The sequence below is a fragment of the Pseudomonas sp. GM49 genome (genome assembly GCF_000282355.1).
GTDB lineage: Bacteria > Pseudomonadota > Gammaproteobacteria > Pseudomonadales > Pseudomonadaceae > Aquipseudomonas.
Genome location: NZ_AKJL01000293.1, coordinates 1 through 22,291 on the forward strand (window position 1 = coordinate 1; position 22,291 = coordinate 22,291).

Sequence of the window (22,291 nt, forward strand, 5' to 3'; positions counted from 1 at the left end):
CGGCAGGGGGACTTCATCAAAAGTGAATCGACCGCCGATCTCGTGCAGGCGCGCGGCTTTCATCATCGACATGGTTAGGTTCCTCTGGTCGTGACACCCCGCATGGGGGGGCATCCGACCGTTTGATCTATGTGGGTTGGAGTGGGTGTGGAGCAATTCAGACGAGTGCCCGACCGCACGACGGCCGGGCGCGCAGGCGGACTAGCGCCCCGCCTTCTGCAGGGCCTGCAGGGAGAAGTCATTGGACTTGGCGTCGAAGTTGGTCTTCCAGGTCTTCGTGTCGATCAAGGACAGCGTGGCGTGATTGCGCTGGAAGTCGATCACGGCGCTGCCGGTGGTGCGCATGTCGCCGTCGGCCGCGTTGTAGGCGGTGTGCCACTCCATGAACTTCCAGAACTCGCCCTTGCGGTTGTAGGCTTCGGCGAAATGGACGCGTGGGTATCTGGTTTCCATGTACAGCACTTTCTTGCTGTACGGGTGGGTCGACGGCGTGATGGCCTCGACCACATAAACCTCACGCGGCTCGTACAGGTCGTTGTTCATGTTCCAGTACGGCGGCTGGTTCTCCAGCACCGCATATTTTTCCTGGGCAGACGTGCCCTGGGTGTTCCACAAGTCGACCTTGCCATTCGCGGCCGCCAACACCCAGCGCTTGCCCAGCAGTTTGTATTGCGAATACCAGCAAGGCCGGGCGTTGAAGCCCTCCAGGTCATCCTGCAATTGGTCGGAAGCGCCGACCGGATCCATCCAGGCCCCGCCGGACAGGCGACGTACCCGGCGTACCGCGGGGATGTAGGCCCACACGTCGTTGACCTTCGCGTCGTCGTACATGACGGTGTAAGTACCGAGCCCTTTCATATCGGACGGCGACTTGAAGTACAGCAACTGCCGACCGCGCTCGCTACCATCGCCTTCCACTGAACTCCCCCCGGTCAGACGACCTTTCATGGTGTACCGGGAAAACTCGGCGACCGGCTCGGCATGAATGCCGCGCCCGCCGTCGATCAGCAGTTGGGTGAAGTTCTGCACCTGGGACACGTCACCGATGAGTTGGCCGAGGTGGAAGTTCCAGACAATTTTTTCTGCCGCCTGAGGGTCCTTCTCATCAATGTTCGGGAAGGGAGCGCCGGCACCCCAGCCATCGATCCGGCAGGCTTCCTTGTTGATCGAGGTCTTGCCGGCGTTGGCCGCTGTCGCCGCAACCCAGCGAGGATCGAGCGCAACGTTCTTCGACTTGGCCAGCGGCAATTTCCAGCCGCTGTTGCGGATGCGCCACTCCATCTTCTCTGTGAGCAGACTGGCAATGGTGTGCCCTTCAAATGTGTCGCTCTTGATCTGGTCGAGGTTGGCGGCGGAAATCACCGTGCCGACTGGCAGCTCGGCAGCGCCGGCGAGGCACGACAGGCTGCTGGCAACGGCGATGAGGCTCAGGGCCAGGGACTGGCGCAGGAAAAAACGGGATACGGTCATGACAAAATCTCCGGCGTGGCTCAGAAGAGGTAGGTCAGGCTGGTGTACAGCTGATCGCGGTTGTGGAAGTAACCGAACATGGTGGTGCTGTCACAGGTCGCGGCGTTTGGCGCAGTGCACTTGTCACTGCTGCGCGACGCGTCGTCCCAGAAGGCGTCGTACTCGACCTTCCAGCGCCATTTGCTGGTCAGCTCGAATGTCACCGACGGCACGGCGAAGCCGCCGCCGTTGCTCAGGTCAGCGCCCAGTACCAGGTTCGGGTGGATGCGGCCGCTGCCGTAGCTGAGGTCGAAGATGGTAGTGGCGAGGACCGAGTGTTCCTTGACCTTGCCGCCCCAGCCGACGCTGTAGAGCAGCTGATCGTCCTTGTCGAAGTTCTGTACCCATTTGTCGAACAACTGCACCGAGAAGAACATTGGCTTTTCCGTGCCCAGCAGGGTCTGGGTGGCTGCGATGTTCTTGTCCATGCGCAGCATCATGGCAACCACGTCCTTGCGGGTGAAACCGTCGAAGCCGGGCGCAACGATCTGGCTGATCAGCGTTGGCGTGGAGAGTTCGATCTGGTACGGCGCATCCTTGATGTAGGCCACCTCGGTGCTGAGCACCGCATCGGCCAGTTCTGAGTAGCGGCTGGCGCTGAAACCGAAGATATCGACGATCGGATAGATCACTTCGCCGGCGACGCCACGCGTCTGGTCGGTGCCATGGGTGACCGCGCCGGACGGCGTGTTCGGCTGGCCGATGATGGCGAGGTTGTTCGACGCATTGAGGATCGGCGAGTTGTAGAAGGTCTTCAGGTACGACAACGAGTAGTTGGTGTCGCCAACCATACCGCTCCAGCGCAAGCCACCGGTGAAATCGCGGTAGTCGCCCTCGTCGTTTTCAAAGTTGTACGGGTCAATGTTGCGAAAATCGACACCGGCATAGGGTTGGCTCGACCAGCGTCCGCCATAGATGTCGATCTCGGTGCCGATGTCCTCTTTGCGATCCAGGCCAGGGCGGACGAAGACTTCCAGGCCACCGTCCAGCTCGGGCACATCGACATTCATCTTGATGATGTTGTTGGTCTTGCGCAGCTCCTCGTTGGCTGGCTCGAGGAAGCTGCGCCAGGTGTAGTCGAAGCCATGCACCAGATCGTTGGCGGCGAAGAAATCGGTTTCGCCCCAGGCGATCTGCTGCTTGCCGATACGGAACGAGGTGCGCTCGCCAACCGGGAAGTCGACGTACAGCTCACGGATCTCCTGCTTGTTGTAGAGATCCATGATGTCGCCCTGGCCATCGGCGTGGTGGTAGTTGTTCGCGCCCATGTCTTCCAGATGTTCGAGGAAGCCGGTCTTGACCTCACGCGAGGCACGCAGCTTGGCGACGACCGAGACCTTGTCGGTGGCCTGCCAATCCAGATTGAGCCGCGCGGTGCTGCGCGCCATCGACAGTTTGCCCTTGTCGTTGTAGTTCGGTGTGTCCTCCCAGTTCTTGGCGTTCCACGACAGTTCTTCGCGCAGATAACCATCGTATTTGAAGCTGTCCTCAGCCAGCAGTGGCATGGCCAGCGTACTCAGCGCGATCGCTAAAGTGAGTTTGTCGATCGGTGCGCGCATGCGTGCGCCCGGGTTGTGGTGTTTGCTCATGATGTCTCCCCAAGAGATGGTGGCAGCGAGGAACCGTTGGTTGTTGTTGTTTTGGGAATCTCGTCTCAGGTCAGCTGACACGCCGAAGCGGGTGCAGCGACCGATGCCTGTGACCGCTCGCCAAAGATGAAGCGCGGGCGGCACACATAGATCAGCGATGGCATGACGAATAACGCGCAGAACGCCGAGGCACTCAGCCAGATGGCCATGAGCAGGCCCATTTCCGCCTGGAAGCGCAGCGACGACATCCACCACAGCAGGGTGCTGAGGATCAGCACGCTGGCGGTGACGATCACACCCATACCGGCCGAGTGCAGAGCCCTGCGGACCGCCTCCTCGGCGCTGGCGCCAGCGGCGACTTCTTCCTTGATCCGGTCGGCGATGTAGAACGCGTAGTCCACACCCAGACCAATGCCGAGCGCAGCCACCGGTACGGTGTTGATGTTCATGCCGATGCCCTTCCAGGTCATGAAGGCGAAGGTCAGCATGTTGGAGATGATCACCGGGACCATGAACAGCATGCCGGCCACGCTGGAGCGGTAGACCAGGGTGCAGAGAACGGCGAGTACCAGCAGGGCAAGGGCGATGGCCTCGATCTGGCTGGACAGGATGATTTCGTTGATCGCCGCCATCACACCGACCAGGCCGCCCGCGAGTTGCCAGTGACCTTCACTGAGCGGATGGCTGGCGATGAACTCCTTGATCCGCTCCACGGCGGTCCGGATGGTCTCGCCCTGACGATCGCGGAACATCAGTGTCACTGAGCCGTTGGCGTACTGGTCATCGGCAAATCGCGAGGTATCGCCCGGCTCGGAAATCGAGTCGAGCATGGCCATCAGGCTGCCGTTGACGCCCTCGCTGTCGGCCAGTTCGAGGTAGCGTGGGTTGCCTTCGCGCAGGCTGCTGTTGACCAGCGGCAGCACGTCGGAGATCGAGACCGAGCCGCCGATCTCCGGTTGCGCTTCCATGAAACGCTGGAAACTGTTCATCGCCTTCAGCGCGTCGTTGCGCTTGACCAGACCGGCATGGCCGTCCTCGCCGAGCACCACGAACATCCGGTCGACCCCATCAAAGCGGGCGTTGATCGCAGCAGAGTCGAGGTTGTATGGCGAGTTCGGCCAGAGGATCGGAGAACCGGGGTTGGCGTCGCCGATCTTCAGGTTCAGCGAGTACACGCCGGCACTGAGCACCACCAGCAGGCTGCCACCGAGCACCCAGTAACGGGCTTTCGACAGACTGACCCAAACACTCAGGTCGAGCACCTTGCGTAGTACCGGCAAGCAGTTGATCGGGTGCGCGGTGCCGTGCGGCTTGCGGATGAAGGACAGCAGCACCGGGGTGAGGATCACCGCGCTGATGGTCAGCGTCGACACCCAGACCACCGACAGCACAGTGAGTTTCTGCAGCATCGGAATCGGACTGAGTGCGACCACCGCCATACAGGCAGCATCGGCGATCACCCCGAGCATGCCGGGGCGGAACAGATCCGCCAGAGCGACCCGGGCGGCGATGCGGGAGATATCGGCACCGGGTGCAAGCAGCTCGATTTCGTCGTCGAAACGGTTGACGATCTGCACCGAGTGCGACACCGCCCGCGAGGTGATCAGCATCGCCACGACAATGACCAGCGGCTCGAAGTTGATGCCCAGCAGACGACAGATGCCCAGCGCCCACAGCGCACTGACCGCGCCGGCGAGCAACGGCAGACTGACGCCACGCCAGGTACGCAGGAGAACGAAGAGCAGGATCAGGGTCAGCGTCAGGGCACCGATCACCAATTGCAGGGTTTGCGGCAAGTAATGGCCAACCCACCCGTAAAGGATCGGGTCGCCGGCCACGCGAATTTTCACGCTGCCATCGTCGACCTTGGCGATCAGACCGCGGATCTCGCTGAACACCTTGGCGTAGTCGACCTGTTGGTCGATGAAGTCGACAGTGATCAGGGTCGCCTGCAGGTCCTTGGACACATACGGGCCATACACCAGCGGGTTACGCAGTACCGCCTGCTTCAGCTCGGCCATCGCCTCGGCGTTGGCCGGCAGGTCTGGCCACATCAGCGGACGACTCTCGATGCCAGCGGTGGAGGCACGTACCTCTTTGAGCTTCTTCGAGGCCAGAGAGGTGATCTGGTAGGGGTTGACCGCAGAGACTTCGCGCAGTCCAAGGGTGACATTGCGCACCTTACCCAGCACGTCGGTGCGGAAGATATCGCCCTGCTCGACCTCAAACATGATGGTGACCATGTTCGAGCCGCCGAAGGTGTCCTTGAATTTTTCGTGGGTCTGCACGTATTCATGACGGGACGGCAGCATGTCCTCGAATACCGTGCGGACTTCGATGTGCAGGGCGAACCAGCCCAGCGTCAGGGTCAGTGCGAGCAGCACACCAACCACCCAGGCGCGTCGGCGGATACAGAATTCGGCAATATGTTCGATCATGCTGTTTTCTCGGATGAAGTGGGCCATGGCAGGGATCAGGGTTTCAGAGGCGACCAGCGCCGGCCGTTCCAGCGACCAAGGTCGGCGCCGGCCAGCCAGAGATCGTTGCCGACGGCCAGGGCACGGGTGTGCCAGGACAGGTTGCGGTCATCCAGAACGCCGACCTTCCAGCTGTCGGCCTCGCCGCTGCCGCTCACCCAACGCCCCAGCGAGCCGGTGGCGAACCAGCGAGCCTGGGTCGGGTTCCACAGCACGTCGAACAGGTGATCGCCTATGCCCAGGTCGATGTTCTGCCACTGCCGACCAGCATCGCTGGTCACCAGCAGCGCACCTTCCAGGCCGACCGCCACGCCATTCTGTGCATCGCGAAACTGCACCGACATCAACGAGCCGGGCAGCGGCGCTTCGATTGCTTCCCAGTGCTGACCGAGGTCATCGCTGCGCAGGATGCGGCCGAACTCGCCGACCACCACCAGCCGACCGCCGTCGAGGATGGCCACATCGTTCCAGGCAACGTCTTCTTCCTCGCGCAAGCGCAGCCAGCTCTGGCCATAGTCATGGCTGATCAGCAATGCACCCATCTCACCGGTGGCAATGGCCAGGCCGCCCGCAGCGATACGCACGCGGTTGAGCTTGTTGGCGATCTGCGAACGCGGCACATTGGCCGCCGCTTGCCAGAGACGACCGCCATCCAGGCTGAACAGCACAACACCGTCGTTGCCGACCGCCACGGCATGGCTGCTGTCCCATGCGGCGATGTCCTGCAGAGTGCGCTCGGTCGGCGTGGCGAGGCGGCGTAACTGGCCGTCCGCAGCGAAGGCGAGGATCTTGCCATTCGAGCCGCTGGCCCAGACTTCACCGTCCGGGGTCAGGGCCAGACCGTAGAAATGGTCCCGTCGTTCGAGCAGCGGCGGCGTCACCGTGGCGCCCACCGGCTGCGGTTTGATGAACAGACCGGCCCACAGCAGGCCGCCGATGATCGCCCACGGAAGCGCCGCCATCAGGGCATGCAAGGCACGTTGAACGAGGGTCGCGGGCGACACCGGCAAGGCCGTGGTTTGATCGATTTTTATAAGTTTTGACATGGGTCGATTCCGCCGGGTTAGCGTCGTCTATGGCTGACGACTGAGGCAGTTCGACTCTAAAGTCATGGCCGAACAGGGGACTATCCCGGCACTGCCTGACTTGTCCCTTGGGCGCCGATTAATGTCGATGCGGGTATTTTTCGGAGCGATGGGCGCGCTGCGAACCGCTACCGGTCCGCCACACACCGCAGGCGCGAATCACAGTCGAAAACGGCTCACCAAACCGTCAAGGCGGCCCGCCAAGGTCTGCAGGTGGTGACTGCGCTGGTGAACCTGGCCAGCACTCTGTGAAGCGCTTTGCGCGGAACTGGCGATGCTCACCAGGCTTTTCGACAGCTGTTCACTGGTGGTGGCCTGCTGCTCGGTAGCCGTGGCAATCTGCCGGCTCATGTCGCGCACCTGGCCAATCATTTCGGTGATGCGCTGCAGTGCCATGCCGGCCTCACGCGCGTTGACAACATTTGCCTGCGAGGTGTCGTGGCTCTTCTGGACCATCGCCACCACACTGCGCGTGCTGTCCTGGATCATGCCGATGCTCTTGCCGACTTCCTCGGTCGAGCTGTACGTGCGCCGCGCCAGGGCGCGCACTTCGTCGGCAACGACGGCGAAACCACGGCCCTGCTCGCCGGCCCGCGCCGACTCGATCGCCGCATTGAGTGCCAGCAGGTTGGTTTGCTCGGCTATATCACGAATCACCGCCACCACTACGCCAATGGCCTGGCTGGCTTGGTCCAGTTGTCCGGTCAGCCGGGAAATCTGTCCGAGCAGCTGCGCATCCTCGACGATGGCGCTGCTTAACCGGGCCACCGTGGCCTGCCCCTGCGCCACCGCCAGATCCCCCTCCTGGGTGGCCTGTGCAGCCTGAACGGCATTGGCGGCCACCTCCTCTACGGTCACGGCCATCTGCTGCATAGCGGTGGCCAACTGACCGATTTCATCTCGCTGGGTATCGACCACGACGCCGGTGGACTGGCTTTCCTGCTGCAGGCTGGTGGAGGTCTGTTGCAGGGACTCGCTGTTGCCTTTGATCTCTCCCACCAGGTCGGCCATGGTGCCAAGGAAGCCATTGAGTTCACGCGCCAGGGTTGCCAGCTCGTCGCGCCCCTTGACCGGTAGGCGCGACCGCAGGTCCGCCTCGCCCGAGGCCAACTGCGCAATGGCCTGCACCACTGCATTCAGCGGTCGCGCCATGGCTTGGCCAAGCAACAGGATCAGACCACCGACCAGCAGCACGGCGACGCTGCCGAGAATGAGCATCTCGATCGCGAGGGTCTTGACTCCACCGAGCACCGCCGCGCTGGGCAGGGCGACTCCGAACGACCAGGGTGTAGCGGTATTGCCGATGACGACCGGCACCGCGAGCATGAAGACTTCTTCGCGCATCGCTGGCGAGACGAAGCGCAGGGACAGGGACTTGCCATTGCGCACGGCGTCGATCATCGACTGCAAATGATCGCCCAGAAAATCCGCTTCGGTATCGGCCGAACGGCGGCCCACACGCGTCGGATCAGGATGAGCGACCAGCGTCGTATCAAAGGCAGTCAGCGCCGCCAGACCTACATCCAAAGGGCGCAGTCGGGCGACTCGCCGCTGCAGTTGATTGGCATCCAGGCCCAAACCCAGTATGCCGATCAACTGCCCGTTCACGCGCACCGGCACTTGCACGAGGATCACCGGTCGCGATGCAGAAAGGCCAGGTAACGCACGCGGCGGCGCGACACTTTCGCGCTCGCCACCCATAGTTCCCAGCGCCTCACGTACCGCCTCACGCGAGGCGCCCGGGGCCGGCTGCACGCCCTGCTCGCCGCGCAGCCAATACAGCGTGTCGCCGGTTTGCGCTGGTAACCACCAGGCGGCGTTTGCCTGCGGGCTGTTCTGCAACAACGATTCGAGCAACTGATCAGCGATGCGGCTGTCCACCAGCTTGCCGTCGACTATTTCCCGCGACAGCAGGTCAGCACTGGTCCGCACGCCTTGCAGCGCGCTGTCAAACCAGGCGGCAATCTCGGCGGCTTGTTGATGGACGATGGCGTCCACCGCGACTTCTGCCAGTGCCTCGGTAGAGGTGCGACTCGACTGGTAGACCAACAGTATCGTCGCCAGATAGATCAGCAGCGTCAGCGGCAGGATGGTGAACAGTAGTTTGTTCTTCAGGGACAGGTTGGCCAGCATGACGAACTCCTGTAGAGGGCGGCCAGGCCGAGAGTCCCTGGCCAACACGCTTGCGATGACCCCCCGGCGGGCGACTGCCCGCCGGGGGAACCAGTACCCGGATCAAGACCTGGTGGTGGCCAGCAAGTCCAGCGCAACATCGACGATCATGTCTTCCTGACCGCCGACCATGCGCCGCTTGCCCAGCTCGACGAGGATGTCGAGGGTCTTGAGTCCGTACTTGGCGGCGGCGATTTCAGCGTGGCGCAGGAAGCTCGAATAGACCCCGGCGTAACCCAGCGCCAGGGTTTCGCGATCCACCCGCACCGGCCGGTCCTGCAGCGGGCGAACGATGTCGTCGGCGGCATCAAGCAAGGTGTAGAGGTCGGTGCCGTGGTTCCAGCCGAGGCGCTCGGCAGCGGCGGTGAACACCTCCAGCGGCGCGTTGCCGGCACCGGCGCCCATCCCGGCGAGGCTGGCATCGATACGATCACAGCCCTCCTCCACCGCGACGATGGAGTTGGCCACGCCGAGGCTCAGGTTGTGGTGGGCGTGCATACCGGTTTCGGTTTCCGGTTTGAGCACCGCCTTGAACGCACGAAAGCGCTCGCGCACGTCCTGCATGTTCATCGCCCCGCCGGAGTCGGCCATGTAGACGCAGGTGGCACCGTAGCTCTCCATCAGCTTGGCTTGGGCGGCCAACTGCTCGGCCGGGATCATGTGGCTCATCATCAGGAAACCGACGGTATCCATGCCCAGCTCGCGGGCGTATTCGATGTGCTGTTTCGAGACGTCGGCTTCGGTGCAATGGGTGGCGATGCGCACCACCCGGGCACCGGCGTTGTAGGCCGCTTTCAAGTCATGCACCGTGCCGATGCCGGGCAACAACAGGGTGGTGATTTTGGCGTGGCTGATCACATCGGCGGCCGCTTCGATCCACTCCAGATCGGTGTGCGCCGCGAAGCCGTAGTTGAAGCTCGAACCTTGCAGGCCGTCGCCGTGGGCGACTTCGATCGAGTCGACCCTGGCCTTGTCCAGGGCGCGGGCGATGTCTTGAACGTTCTGAATCGAGTACTGGTGACGGATGGCGTGGCTGCCATCGCGCAGGGTGACGTCGGAGATGTAGAGTTTTTTGCCCGGGTTGAAAGTCATGTCGGTCTCCTCAGGCGTTCAGCATCGACTGCGCCATGCGCTCGGCAGTGGCCAAGGCAGCGGAGGTCATGATGTCGAGATTGCCGGCGTAGGCCGGCAGGTAATGGGCGGCACCTTCGACTTCGAGGAACACCGAGGTCTTGAGGCCCGAGAATTTGCCCAGGCCGGGGATGTGCAGTGGTGCGTCTTCAGGGATGACGTCGAACTGGACCTTCTGCTTCAAACGATAGCCCGGCACATAGGCCTGCACGGCGGCGGCCATCTCTTCGATGGTGGCCTCGACCTTGGCTTGGTCGGCCGCCTCGGACAGCACAAACACCGTGTCGCGCATCATCAGTGGCGGCTCGGCCGGGTTCATGATGATGATCGCCTTACCCTTGGCCGCGCCGCCGATCAATTCAATGGCCCTGGAGGTGGTCTCGGTGAACTCGTCGATATTGGCGCGGGTGCCGGGACCAGCGGATTTGCTGGCGATCGAGGCGATGATCTCGGCGTAATGCACCTTGGCCACGCGCGATACCGCCGCGACCATCGGGATGGTTGCCTGACCGCCGCAGGTGACCATGTTGACGTTGAACTGGTCGAGGTTCTGTTCCAGGTTGACCACTGGTACACAGTACGGGCCGATGGCGGCGGGTGTCAGGTCGATCAGGCGGATGCCGGGTTTGATCGAGCGCAGAAACGCATCGTTCTTCACGTGAGCACCGGCCGAGGTGGCATCGAAAACGAAGTCGATGTCCTTGAATTCGTCCATGCGGGTCAGGCCTTCAACCCCTTCATGGGTGGTGGCCACGCCCATGCGCTGGGCGCGGGCCAGGCCGTCCGAGGCCGGGTCGATGCCGACCATGACCGCCATTTCCAGATGCCTGGCGTTACGCAGGATTTTGATCATCAGGTCGGTGCCGATGTTGCCGGAGCCGACGATGGCGACTTTGAGTTTTTTCATGGTGTTTACCTTTTGTGCACGCAAGTCGCCGATCACTCGGCGCTACTCTCTAACTTGAAGTCCACACCGACACGACCGATACCTTCGATCTCGGCCTCGAATCGATCGCCCGCCGCTACCGGTGCCATCGGCCCCAGCGCGCCAGTGAGAATGATGTCGCCGGCCTTGAGCGGTTCACCCAGACGCGCCATGGTCCGAGCCAGCCAGACCGCGGCATTGAGCGGATGGCCCAGGCATTCGGCGCCGCTGCCGCTGGAAACCTCTTCACCGTTGCGGGTCATGCGCATGCTCGCCAGACGCAGGTCGAGGCCGTCCAGGCGACGGGCTGGACCGCCGAGCACGAAGCAGCCACTGGAGGCGTTGTCAGCCACGGTATCGACGAAGCGGATGTTCCAGCCCTGGACCCGACTGCCAACGATTTCCAGTGCCGGGATGACCCAGCCGGTGGCCGCCATCACGTCGGCAAACGTGGTGTCGAGGCCTGGCAGGTCGCGCTCCAGGATCAGCGCGATCTCGGCTTCGATCTTCGGTTGCAGCACACTGGCGAACGGCACCACCTGGTTGTCGCCGTAGCACATGTCGGCGAACAAGGTGCCGAAGTCCGGCTGATCCACACCCAATTGACGTTGCACCTTGGGATTAGTCAGGCCGATCTTGCGGCCGACCACGCGCCGACCGCTAGCCACGGCATGGGCGACGTTGAGCCGCTGGATGGCGTAAGCGGCCTCGGCATTGGTTTCGCCAATCTGCTCGCGCAGCGGTTCGATCGCTTCACCGCTGGCCTGGGCCTGGCGCAAGGCGCTGGCCAGTTGATCCAGGGTCTGTTGGGTAACACTCATAACTCACCTCAGAGATTGCGCGCTGCTCAAGCTTCGCCCGATACCCTGCCAAGAGGGTATCGAGCATGCCTGGCGCTGGAGTGGGAGGAACCGAAGTCCGCCAGCGCCAGGTGCCCGATCAGTGGCTCAGGAAATCCAGCACCATGCGGTTGAAGGTGTCGGCGTGCTCCCACTGCGCCCAGTGGCCGCAGCTGTTGAACACGTGCAGTTCGGAATTGGGGATGTGGGCGATCAGGCGCAGGCCGGTGTCCATCGGCACGAAACGATCGTTACGACCCCAGATAACCAATGTCTGTGCCTTGATTTCGCCCAGGCGCGGACCGAAGTCAGGGAACTGTTTCGGATTGATGGAATGGCTCTCGACGAAATTTTCCAGGTGGTCCCGACGTGACAGCATGTTGTCCAGGCGAGTCTGGAACAGCTCTTCAGTGAGGTCGCTGGTGTCGAAGACAAAGACGTTCATCATCTTCTTCAGGTTCTCGACGGTCGGCTCGCGATACAGCCCCTGCAGCAGCTTGATGCCTTCAGTCGGCATTGGCACAAACGAACTCGCACCACCGGTACCGCCGCCCATCAGCACCAGTTTGCCGACCCGCTGCGGGTTGGCCAGAGCGAAGGCGACAGCGCTGTGACCACCCATGGAGTTGCCGAGAATATGCACTCGCTCAAGGCCCAGCACATCGAGCAGGCCTTCCAGCACACGGGCATTAAGATCCGAGCGTGAGCCGGTGCAAACGATGGAGTCGCTCTTGCTCCAGCCTGGGCAATCCATGAGGATCACCCGGTAGCCGGCCTCGACCAATGGCTCGATGTTGCGGTTGAAGTTGGCCCAGCCGCTGGCGCCCGGACCAGAACCGTGCAGCATCACTACTGTCTCGGCGCCTTGGCCGCAGTCGTTGTAATGGATGTTCAGCTCAAGATCGCCTTCGTTGATACGAGCGAACTTGCTGCTGGACGCTTCGGTCAGGGCTTGGGATGTTTCTCTCATTGGCTAACTCCTTGAGTTCAGAGAATGGCATTACGAAGTCGCTTCAGACCGACGGTTTGGCACTGAGCGAGCCGAAGCCTGCGATCCATTCGGGAATCGGGCGGTAGTAACGGTCGTTTGCCTGATAGGGGCCAAAGGCCGAGAGCGCGGCGAAAGCCGCCACCCAGGTTTTCACTTCGTGAGTGGATTTACCGGCGAGGGCAGACAGCTCGGCATTGCCCAATCCGTCCAGTTCGGCAAGGCGCCCTTCGGCCAGAATGTCGAGGAACTGCTGATCCCATTCCGGGTTGAGCGGGTGCAGCGAGCTCGGGTCTTCGATGAAGCGTTGAGCCGCGAGGATGACCCGCTGCTGGCGCGCTTCACGCTCATCGGCCGGCAGGTTTCGGCCGCTGCCCATCAACCGGTCGGCCAGGCGGGCATCCACTTTGGCCAGTTCCGGCACCGGTGGCTGATGCGACAGACCGCCGGATGCAAGGAACAGGACCCGTTTATTCAGCGTCCGGGCAAAAGTCCCGATGGCCTCGCCTAGCAGGCGGGCCCGCTGGAAACCCGGCAGCGGGATGGCCACCGAGTTGACGAAGACCGGGATTACCGGGCAACGATCGAGCCCGCCGAGCAGTAGCTCGAGCGGTTGGGCAAAGCCGTGATCGACCTGCATGCAGTAGGAAACGGCCGTGTCCACGCCAGCATCGAGTACCGCTGTGGCGCAGGCCTCGGCCAGATCTCTGGGAACACTGAGCGAACCGGCAGCGGTGCCGAAGTCGCCGATAGCATGGGCGGCCATGCCAATGCAGAACGATGGCATCACGTCATAGAAAAAGCCGTTGTAGTGATCCGGTGCGAACAGGATCACCAGCTCCGGATCGAACTGTGTGATCCGCTGCCGGGCGTCGCCCACCACGCCATCGACCTCAGCCAGAACCGCTGGAAGCGGGTCGACATGACCGACCAGTGGGGTATGCGACAGGCATTGCAGATAGGCACTCACTTCAGGCCACCTTGCTTACACGAAAGGGGGTATCCGCCGAGAGCCCTCCCGCTAGAACCCGGCTCGGCAAACTTCAGGATGGCTCGGTACATCGCATCACTCATGAGCGATCAACTCCATAGCAGGCATCAGTTACCAACCTTCATTGGCCATTGGCGTGCCGGTTTCGTCGGTTGGCATCTCAGGCAAAAAGCTTCGTCCGGTATGGCAATTGGTCACCGATACCCATTTCCAACGGCGCACCCCAGTGCGTCGCCACTGACACGACCCGATCATAGAAAGCCCCCCCGGCACCGGCACTCCGATGGATGACCGCGTTATCCCGGCAGCGCAAAAACTTTTGCCACCGGACTCGTCAAGTTGATTGAAGTCGGATAGATGGGGGCCGTTTTATCCCCGGGCGGATTCGACTAGATGCCTTCGGTCGGCATTGGCACGAATGAACTCTCTCCACCCGATCCAGGCCCAGCACATCGAGCAAACCTTTGAGTGCACAGGCGTTGAGGTCGGAACGCGAACCGGCAGCCCGGGCAGTCCATCAGGATCACCCGGTATCCGGCCTCGGTCAGCGACTCGATGTTGCGATTGAAATTCGCCCAGCCGCTGGCGCCGGGTCGAGTGCTCAAGGCGGCCAAGGCGCAATGACCTTGAAAGGGATGACTCTTAGGGCGCAGCGTCCCAAGAGTATCGGGGCTGTGTCATGGCAACTGTCTGCGGGAGACCTTCGGGGCTGCCGGCACTATGGATCGTTGATTCGCTAATCGGCACACAGCTGTCAGCATTACTCGGAAAAATGCTTTCGGAATTGGCAGGTCGAACCGGGTCGACCTGCATTTCAACAGTGTCTGTGCGGGTGCAGGCATGGTAGCCCTGCAAAGCCCTGTCAGACCAACTGGCCATTGACCATTGTGCGGTCGAAGTGCAGTCGTTCCATGATCGGTGCATCGGAGAAACTGAACAGGTCGAATTGACTTTCAGCTTGCAGCGACCAGGTGATCCAGGACGGAACAACGAAGAGGTCGCCTTTTTCCAGCCGTCGCATGACGCCATCCAGAACCACCTGTCCCTTGCCCTCGAACACCTGGAAGACACGCGAACCCACTTCCCGACGCTCGGCCGACACCGCTCCAGCACGCAAGCGATGAAACTCGGCACGGATAGTAGGCATGATATCTCCCCCGTTGGTGGGATTGATGTAGCGCACCGCCGCATGACCTTTTTCCAGGACTCCGGCGTAGCCCTCCTCCTCGAGTCGCAACTGCTCGGCGAGCGCACGGTCGGTGTGCTCCCAACGATAGGCGCCAATGGGTGAGCTGACGGTGTTCGCAAGGCCCGACAACGGTCGCAGACCCGGATGGCACCACAGACGTTCGCCACGCGAGTACTCAGGCGTGGTGAGGTCTGTCAGTTTCTCCGAGCCGAATTCAAAGAAGCCAACATCGTTTTGAAAGGAGAACGGGATGTCCAAACCATCGATCCAGGCCATCGGGTGGTCGCTCACGTTCTGGTGACCATGAAAGTTCCAGCCCGGGGTCAACAACAGGTCACCCCGACTCATGCGCACTGGATCGCCGTTGACTACGGTCCAGACGCCCTCGCCCTCGATCACGAAACGGAAGGCGTTTTGTGCGTGGCGATGTTCGGGTGCCGTTTCACGTGGGCCCAGGTACTGGATGGCGCACCATAAGGTCGGGCTGATATAAGGGCGGCCGTCGAGCCCCGGATTGCCGAGGCCAATGGCCCGGCGCTCGCCACCGCGACCGACCGGTACCAGGTCGCCGGAGCGCTTGGCCAATGGGTACAGGTCGGACCATTTCCAGACATGCGCAACGGCGCGCGGCATGGGATGTTTGGGCATCAGGTTACCGATCTGCGTCCACAGCGGCATCATGTGCCCGGCTTCGAAGTCGGCATACAACTGGCGCAGTTCGGGTGTGTCATCCGGCGCCATGGCGTTGTGAACGGGGGCCGGTTCAAGTGCATCATGATTGGACATGGCTACGAATCCTCTTTCAATTAAGTGGCGATGCGTGGTCCGGTTCATGGCCGGCAGCCGACGCTGGCGTGAAGGGAAGCAACGACCGAATCAGTGCTTCATGCAGTTGTCGAGGCTCCAGCCATACAGCCACTGTATGGCGTCGTAGAACTGCTCCTGCGTACGCCCCACCCACAGCTGGTTGCGCACTTGGCGCTCGACACCTTTGGCGTGATAGAGGCGCCCCATCTCGCGAGCCGACCAGAGGATCCGGGCCGTACGCGGGATGCGGATGGTTTCGTACAAGAGGAAGGCTGCCGCCAGGTCAAAATTGCATTGTTTGATCGCCTGCCCCAGCACCACGGCGTCTTCCAGTGCACTGCACGCACCCTGAGCCAGGTATTGAGTCATTGGGTGAGCAGCATCGCCAAGGATGGTGATGCGGCCTTCGCCCCATTTGTCCACTGGATCGCGGTCTGCGGTGGCCCATCGACGCCATGAGGTCGGACGATCAAGCATCTGGCGTGGACGCGGGTGAATACCCTCGAAGTAGCGAAGTACCTCCTCCTTGCTGCCTTCGGTAACGCCCCACTCTTCCTGTTGATTGCTATGGAAAGTGACCACCAGGTTGTATTGCTTGCCACCGCGCAACGGGTAATGCACCAGGTGGCAGCGCGGACCGGCCCAGAGCATCGGCGCGTTGACGCGCAAGTCCTCGGGCATGTCTTTTTCCTCCACGACCGCGCGATACACCACATGCCCAGTCACGCGCGGCGGCTCGCCATGCAAGGCATCGCGCACCACTGAACGAACGCCATCGCAGCCGATCACCGCATCAGCGCGGTAGACGGTGCCATTTTGGTCGGTCAGGGTCACGCCATCGTCATCCTGCTCGATCTGTTCGATACGCACGGACGTCTTGAACTGTATCAGCGGATTGTTTTGCACCGCCTCAAGAATCGACAGATGAATGTCGGCACGGTGGATCACTCCATAAGGGTTGCCGAAGCGATCGCGAAACGCTTGGCCGACATCGATGCGGGCCACTTCGTGGGCATCGACTGCATCCATCATGATCAGGTGGTCGGTGAACACCGAGCGGCTGCGGGCTGCGGCTCCCGCGCCCAGCGCGTCGAGCGCGGCATACGCATTCGGGCCAAGCTGGATGCCAGCACCGATCTCGCCGATGTGGTCAGCCTGCTCCAGCAGCAGCACTGCGATACCTTGCTGGGTCAACGCTTGTGCGGCTGCGAGGCCACCGATGCCGCCGCCGACGACGATAATCGACTGTTCTTGGTTTTGTGCAGTCATGATACGAGTCTCCAGTATGTTGCAACGCAGGCTTCCTGAATGGGCAGCGAAGCCTGCGGATAAGTCATGCAATGAAATCGGGTTGTCGTGCAGGTGCAGCGGCCTCGAAGGCTGGTAGCTCCAGGCAATGGCGATACACGGCCATGATCCGCGGGTAGCTGGACAGGTCGCAGCCCATGCGCTCGGCATTGGCCACCTGCGGTACCAGGCAGCATTCAGCCAGGCCCGGTTTGTCACCCACGCAATAGTTGCCGCTGTCATTGCGTTGCAGCAGTGCTTCAACAGCACTCAGACCTTCGGCGACCCAGTGTTTGTACCAGGCTGACTTTTGCTCGACAGTGACCGCCAATACGTTCTGCAGGTAATTGAGCACACGTACGTTGTTCACCGGGTGAACATCGCAGCCAATCAGGTTGGCGATTTCCAGGACGCGGGCACGCTGCAGGGCATCGACCGGGACCAGGCTCGGCTCGGGGTATTGGCGGTCGAGGTAGTCGATGATGGCCAGGGATTGGGTCAACAGGTTGCCATCTGCATCAAGCACCGGCACACCGCCAATCGGGCTCAGCTCGCGATGAGCAGGACTGTACTGCTGGCCCTCACGCAAGTTGATGCCCTGGTAGTCGTAAGGCAGCCCCTTCAACGCGAGCGCGATACGCACTCGGTAGGAGGTGGAGCTATTGAAGAAACTGTAGAGCTTCATGGTGACAAATTCCTATGGTGTATCAATGAACGGCGATTGACGGTTGCGCCAGCGAGCGGCTGTAACACAGGCCCATCACGAAAATCGCGGCGCCGGCCAACAAGGCGGGCAACATCAGGACGGTAAAAATGCCGTTGAAGCCCATGCCCATGCCAAGCATCCAGCCACCGCCCAACGTACCAATGACCGAGCCGATGCGGCCGACACCATGGGCCCAACTGACCCCGGTTGAACGCATGGTGGTCGGATAGAAACTCGCTGCCAGGGCGTTGGCCCCGACTTGCGAACCGCTGATGCAAAAGCCCATGCCGAACACCCCGATGGTCAACAGGGTGAATTGATCGTGAAACAGACCGATAAGCATCAAGCAGAAAGCGCCGGTGATATAGGCACAGACCAGCACCCGGAAGGGGTTGAATCGGTCCATCGCTGCGCCCAGGAGAATGGCCCCCAGGGTGCCACCAACCTGAAACATGGCGCTGACCCTAGCTGCCTGGCTCAGTGAAAGGCCTGTGTCCTTGATCAGGATCGGCAACCAGCTGGTCATCATGTAGATGATCAGCAGGCTCATGAAAAATGAACTCCACAGCAGCAAGGTTCCTGTGCGATGGCTACCACTGAGAATTTGCCGAACCGGTGATTGGAGATTGTTGGATTCACCGACACCGTCATGAATGTCGTATCGCGGATTACCTGACAGAGGCTGCCCCGAGATGCGTTGCAAAATGGCGCTGATCTTCTTCACAGGCGCCGCGCGCTGCACCAGAAACCGCACCGACTCAGGCAGGAACACATAAAGAATCGGCAGGCACAACAGTGGCAAGACACCTCCCAGCAACAGCACGCTTCGCCAACCGTAGAGCGGTACCATCTGGGCAGCAATCACGCCTCCGAGCGCTGATCCCAGCGTGAATCCGCAGAACATCGTGGTGACCATCAACGAGCGACGGCGTTGCGGGCAGTATTCAGAGGTCAAGGTGATCGCTTGGGGCATGGCACCACCCAAGCCGAGGCCGGTCAGGAACCGCATGGCGGTCAGGCTCAAGACATCTTGTGAGGCGCAGGCAGCGAGGCTCCAGCCGCCGAAGAACAAAACGGAAACCAGCAGAATGGTTTTGCGGCCGAAACGGTCAGCCAGCGGGCCGGCGATGAAAGCGCCGAGCATCAGGCCCAGCAATGAAGCACCGAGTACCGGATTGAGTTGCGCAGAAGTCAAACCCCACTCGTCACGCAGGGCCGGGGCGATGAAACCGACGGCGGCAGTATCAAGGCCATCAATGGCCGTCACCAGAAAGCACAACCCTAGAATCATCCACTGAAAGCGGCTGACCGGCCGGCTGTCGATGAAATCCTGTACGTCCACACTTTTATTGTTATCGGTGGAAGACATGAGCTAATCCTCCGGGCCTGCCGATTGTGCGGGCCACGTATTGGAAATTCGATTCGGGGTCGACGGCGTGGAGCCGACCCCGGAACGTATTAAACGATGTCGACCTGGATCTCGCCCAAGCCCTCTACGCCTCCGGTCATGCGCTCGCCGACCACCACTGGCCCCACACCTTCAGGTGTACCGGTCATGATCAAGTCGCCAGGCTGCAGTTCGAAGAAGCGCGAGAGATAGCTGATGGTTTCCGGTACCGACCAGATCAGCTTGTCGATATCGCTGCGTTGCTTATCGGTGCCATTGACCTGCAGCCACAAACCGGCCTGGCTCGGGTGGCCGATCTGGCTCGCCGGGTGTAATGGGCCGATCGGCGCCGACGCATCGAATGCCTTGCCGATTTCCCACGGGCGGCCCATTTCGCGCATTTTCATCTGCAAGTCACGGCGGGTCATGTCCAGGCCAACGGCATAGCCATAGACATAGTCGTTCGCCTGCTCCAGCGGAATATCGCGACCCGCCTTACCAATGGTCACGACGAGCTCGATTTCGTAGTGGTAGTTGCTGGTTTCGGCCGGATAAGGCAGTTCCAGAGGCTGGTAATAGGCAACCGAAATCACCGCATCGGCGGGCTTGCAAAAGAAGAACGGCGGCTCGCGGTCGGGATCGAAGCCCATTTCACGGGCGTGAGCGGCGTAGTTACGGCCTACGCAATAAACGCGGCGTACCGCAAATTTTTGCTCACTGCCAGCGACCTCCAGGGTCACTGGGGCTTGTGGCTCGAATACGTAGCTCATGGGAGGGCTCCAGGTAAAGGGTGGGTCATGCTGACCACGGCAAGCAGGTTGCGCTGGAATGCAGCTACCACCGGCGTTGGCCCATTAAAAACCTGCCAGCCTTACGCGAATAATGATATTTTCCGATGCATCCATACTTTTTTACGTATATGAGCACCATGACCTGGACAACCCGTTTGCGCCTGCGACACCTGCATCTGCTGATCAGCCTCGCCGAAACCGGCAGCGTCAGCGACGCCGCCCGTACCGCCAATACAACACAGCCAGGGCTGTCGAAATGGCTCAAGGACTTGGAGGAAGATGCCGGTGCCACGTTGTTCGAGCGCCACGCTCGCGGTTTGCGCCCAACGGTCCAGGGCGAGCTGCTGATCAACCACGTGCGACGCATCCTGAGCGAGATGGAGCGTGCTCAGAACAACATGGATGCGCTTAAGGAAGGCAACGCGCCAAACATCGCCATCGGTACTTCGCCCGCATCGGCGCCCAGCCTGGTACCCGATGCCATCGCTCATTTTCTGGCCATGCACCCTCGGGCACATATCTCTCTGCAAGAGAGCACCATGAACGTACTGCTCGAACGGTTGGAGCTTGGCCAACTGGACCTGGTCGTCGGGCGTCTCGACAGCTATCAGCCGCGGCAAACGCTGAACAGCCAGATGCTGTTTCGCGAGCCCATGCAGGTCATCGCCCGCCCCGGCCACCCATTGACCTTGAAGTCGGACCTTTGCTGGGACGATCTCTATGGGTTCGACTGGATTCTCTGGCCGGAGGGAACGCCCATTCGCCAGCGGCTGGACTCAGCGTTGAGCAACGCGGGGCTCAAACCCTTGCCAAGTCGGGTCGAGTCGTCATCGCTAATGGCTAATCTGTGGCTGCTGCAAAGCAGCGACATGCTTTCGATAGCCTCCGGCCGGGTCGCAGAGCACTTCACTAATCGTGGCCTGGTCAAGGCCTTGAACTTTGAAATGGATGCAGAAGGCTGCATTGGTGTCTGCTGGCGCGATGAACCCTACATCGACAATGCCGTTGTGGACTTTCGCGAGTGCTTGCTTAAAGCCTCAGGCCAAGAGGGCCAGACTATGAACAACCTTTAGCAAATGCCCCCACATGCTGTTGCTGATAGTGCTCAAAAACTATGCGGCATCCATTGAGCCCCGCCCTGGTATTCGAACTGTCGACAATAAGCCTTGGCGCTCTCCATTTCATCCTGCAGCTCATGACTGGTTTGTTGCCCCAGACATGCTCCGGGAGTCGTAGCGAGCGCATGGCGGGAAGCTGATTTTTGATCCGGTTCGGATTCTGCCCTGCACGTTTCAATCGCGAACAAATCGATATTGGCTATCCCCTGAGGCAACAGTCGATCACTTTCATCAAAAGAAAAGTGGGCAGACACAATGAATATTCCCGCAGCCAGAGCCAACCCGCCTATCAACTTATGACCTGACGTCAGGTGCTCGATTGCTTGCCATCGTAAACGACGCATTTCTCAATGCGCCTTTCGCTGAACAGCGGCCTCTGCACCTGCGATACGTCCCAGCACCGAACCCGAGGTCAGCCCCGCCCCACCGGCGTATTTGACGTAGTAGAGATTGCCCACCAACTCGCCCGCGGCGTAGAGCCCGTCAATCGGTTGATCCTCTTCGTCCAGCACCTGGGCCTGGCTGTTGACCTTCAAGCCGCCGAACGTGAAGGTGATACCACAGGTCACCGCGTAGGCCACAAAGGGCGGACGATCCAACGGGTTGGCCCAGTTCGACTTGGGCAATGCCAGGCCTTGAGTCGCTCTACCGTCACGAATGGCCGGGTTGAATGGCACATCGAGCTGCACGGCAGTGTTGTAGGTCTCCAGAGTTTGCAGCAGCGCGTTGCCGTTGACCCCCTCCATCTGCTCGACCAGCCCTTGCAGCGTGTCTGCCTGGAGACGCGTCACCTGGCGTACCCGATACTCATCGGGCAGCAAGTGGTGGCTGTGCTGGTCAAAGATCTGCCAGGCCACGCCCCCTGGTTGCGCCATGACGCTGGCGCCCATGCTGGAGTAGGTGTAGTTGCGAAAATCCTGGCCCTCATCAACGAAACGTTTGCCGTGCGCATTGACTACTACACCCAGGTGGAAGTAGTTCTTTTGCTGGTTTAGGCGGCTGAGGTCACCCATTTGCGGCGCGTTCACGTCATAGAACACTGCGTGGCAACCGGACCAGTTCCCGTGCGCCACGGCGCCCACCTCCATGGCCATGCGGATCCCGTCACCGGTGTTGTAGCGCGACCCACGGACCTTGGCCAGATCCCATCCCGGCCCCAGGTACTTGGTGCGCCATTCCAGGTTAGCGTGAAAGCCTCCCGTGGCGAGTACCAGCGAGCGCGTGGAAAACTGCCGACCGTCCGCGCAATCGAGTTGCCACAAGCCGTCAGGATGGCGGCTGATGCGGTGAGTGCGGCAGC

Annotated in this window: 18 protein-coding genes and 2 pseudogenes; 1 reads left to right on the forward strand and 19 read right to left on the reverse strand. The window is 61.2% G+C overall.

From position 1 onward, the window contains the following. Positions 1–201: 201 nt before the first annotated feature. The 17 genes and pseudogenes from PMI29_RS03740 to PMI29_RS03670 form a co-directional block, all read right to left on the reverse strand. Positions 202–1,470: a DUF1329 domain-containing protein gene (locus PMI29_RS03740; RefSeq protein ID WP_008003119.1), complete on the reverse strand. Its 1,269-nt coding sequence runs from the start codon at positions 1,468–1,470 to the stop codon at positions 202–204. A gap of 20 nt (positions 1,471–1,490) precedes the next feature. Further along, positions 1,491–3,098 carry a DUF1302 family protein gene (locus PMI29_RS03735; RefSeq protein WP_008003121.1) on the reverse strand — a complete coding sequence of 536 codons (1,608 nt, stop codon included), beginning with the start codon at positions 3,096–3,098 and terminating at the stop codon, positions 1,491–1,493. A 65-nt stretch (positions 3,099–3,163) separates the two neighbouring features. Further along, on the reverse strand, positions 3,164–5,536 hold the full coding sequence (locus PMI29_RS03730; protein WP_008003123.1) for an efflux RND transporter permease subunit: 2,373 nt from the start codon (positions 5,534–5,536) through the stop codon (positions 3,164–3,166). A gap of 35 nt (positions 5,537–5,571) precedes the next feature. Beyond that, complete coding sequence (locus PMI29_RS03725) at positions 5,572–6,621, reverse strand: YCF48-related protein (protein WP_008003127.1); 1,050 nt, start codon at positions 6,619–6,621, stop codon at positions 5,572–5,574. Positions 6,622–6,819: 198 nt separating this feature from the next. Then, positions 6,820–7,671 carry a methyl-accepting chemotaxis protein gene (locus PMI29_RS33190; RefSeq protein WP_443216469.1) on the reverse strand — a complete coding sequence of 284 codons (852 nt, stop codon included), beginning with the start codon at positions 7,669–7,671 and terminating at the stop codon, positions 6,820–6,822. A 15-nt stretch (positions 7,672–7,686) separates the two neighbouring features. Further along, positions 7,687–8,793, reverse strand: a pseudogene (locus PMI29_RS33195) (HAMP domain-containing protein); the annotation flags it as partial. Positions 8,794–8,895: 102 nt separating this feature from the next. After that, on the reverse strand, positions 8,896–9,924 hold the full coding sequence (gene dmpG, locus PMI29_RS03715) for a 4-hydroxy-2-oxovalerate aldolase (RefSeq protein ID WP_008003130.1): 1,029 nt from the start codon (positions 9,922–9,924) through the stop codon (positions 8,896–8,898). Between the two features lie 10 nt (positions 9,925–9,934). After that, positions 9,935–10,870, reverse strand: a complete 936-nt coding sequence (locus PMI29_RS03710; RefSeq protein ID WP_033052700.1) for an acetaldehyde dehydrogenase (acetylating) — start codon at positions 10,868–10,870, stop codon at positions 9,935–9,937. A gap of 32 nt (positions 10,871–10,902) precedes the next feature. Further along, positions 10,903–11,709 (reverse strand): 2-keto-4-pentenoate hydratase, encoded by an 807-nt coding sequence (mhpD, locus tag PMI29_RS03705; RefSeq protein WP_008003134.1) that lies wholly within the window; start codon positions 11,707–11,709, stop codon positions 10,903–10,905. Positions 11,710–11,827: 118 nt separating this feature from the next. Beyond that, on the reverse strand, positions 11,828–12,697 hold the full coding sequence (locus PMI29_RS03700) for an alpha/beta fold hydrolase (RefSeq protein WP_008003137.1): 870 nt from the start codon (positions 12,695–12,697) through the stop codon (positions 11,828–11,830). 43 nt (positions 12,698–12,740) lie between these two features. Continuing rightward, positions 12,741–13,685: a 3-carboxyethylcatechol 2,3-dioxygenase gene (gene mhpB, locus PMI29_RS03695; RefSeq protein ID WP_008003140.1), complete on the reverse strand. Its 945-nt coding sequence runs from the start codon at positions 13,683–13,685 to the stop codon at positions 12,741–12,743. Between the two features lie 451 nt (positions 13,686–14,136). After that, positions 14,137–14,299: pseudogene (locus PMI29_RS32945) on the reverse strand (alpha/beta fold hydrolase); the annotation flags it as partial. A 269-nt stretch (positions 14,300–14,568) separates the two neighbouring features. Beyond that, positions 14,569–15,681 carry a cupin domain-containing protein gene (locus PMI29_RS03690; protein WP_008003142.1) on the reverse strand — a complete coding sequence of 371 codons (1,113 nt, stop codon included), beginning with the start codon at positions 15,679–15,681 and terminating at the stop codon, positions 14,569–14,571. A gap of 90 nt (positions 15,682–15,771) precedes the next feature. Beyond that, positions 15,772–16,971: a 3-hydroxybenzoate 6-monooxygenase gene (locus PMI29_RS03685; protein ID WP_008003144.1), complete on the reverse strand. Its 1,200-nt coding sequence runs from the start codon at positions 16,969–16,971 to the stop codon at positions 15,772–15,774. A gap of 64 nt (positions 16,972–17,035) precedes the next feature. Beyond that, complete coding sequence (gene maiA, locus PMI29_RS03680; RefSeq protein WP_008003146.1) at positions 17,036–17,674, reverse strand: maleylacetoacetate isomerase; 639 nt, start codon at positions 17,672–17,674, stop codon at positions 17,036–17,038. A 22-nt stretch (positions 17,675–17,696) separates the two neighbouring features. Then, the gene (locus tag PMI29_RS03675; RefSeq protein ID WP_008003148.1) at positions 17,697–19,064 is read right to left on the reverse strand and encodes an MFS transporter; all 1,368 of its coding nucleotides are present in this window, start codon (positions 19,062–19,064) and stop codon (positions 17,697–17,699) included. Positions 19,065–19,153: 89 nt separating this feature from the next. Continuing rightward, the gene (locus PMI29_RS03670) at positions 19,154–19,852 is read right to left on the reverse strand and encodes a fumarylacetoacetate hydrolase family protein (protein WP_008003149.1); all 699 of its coding nucleotides are present in this window, start codon (positions 19,850–19,852) and stop codon (positions 19,154–19,156) included. Positions 19,853–20,010: 158 nt separating this feature from the next. On the opposite strand from PMI29_RS03670, the gene PMI29_RS03665 reads away from it, so the two are divergent. Beyond that, the gene (locus PMI29_RS03665; protein ID WP_008003150.1) at positions 20,011–20,946 is read left to right on the forward strand and encodes a LysR substrate-binding domain-containing protein; all 936 of its coding nucleotides are present in this window, start codon (positions 20,011–20,013) and stop codon (positions 20,944–20,946) included. 32 nt (positions 20,947–20,978) lie between these two features. Here PMI29_RS03665 and PMI29_RS0130450 read toward each other — a convergent pair whose 3' ends face one another. Beyond that, the gene (locus PMI29_RS0130450; protein ID WP_033052699.1) at positions 20,979–21,335 is read right to left on the reverse strand and encodes a hypothetical protein; all 357 of its coding nucleotides are present in this window, start codon (positions 21,333–21,335) and stop codon (positions 20,979–20,981) included. Between the two features lie 3 nt (positions 21,336–21,338). Continuing rightward, on the reverse strand, positions 21,339–22,291 hold a 953-nt coding region (locus PMI29_RS03660), incomplete at its 5' end, for an FAD-binding protein (protein ID WP_008003151.1).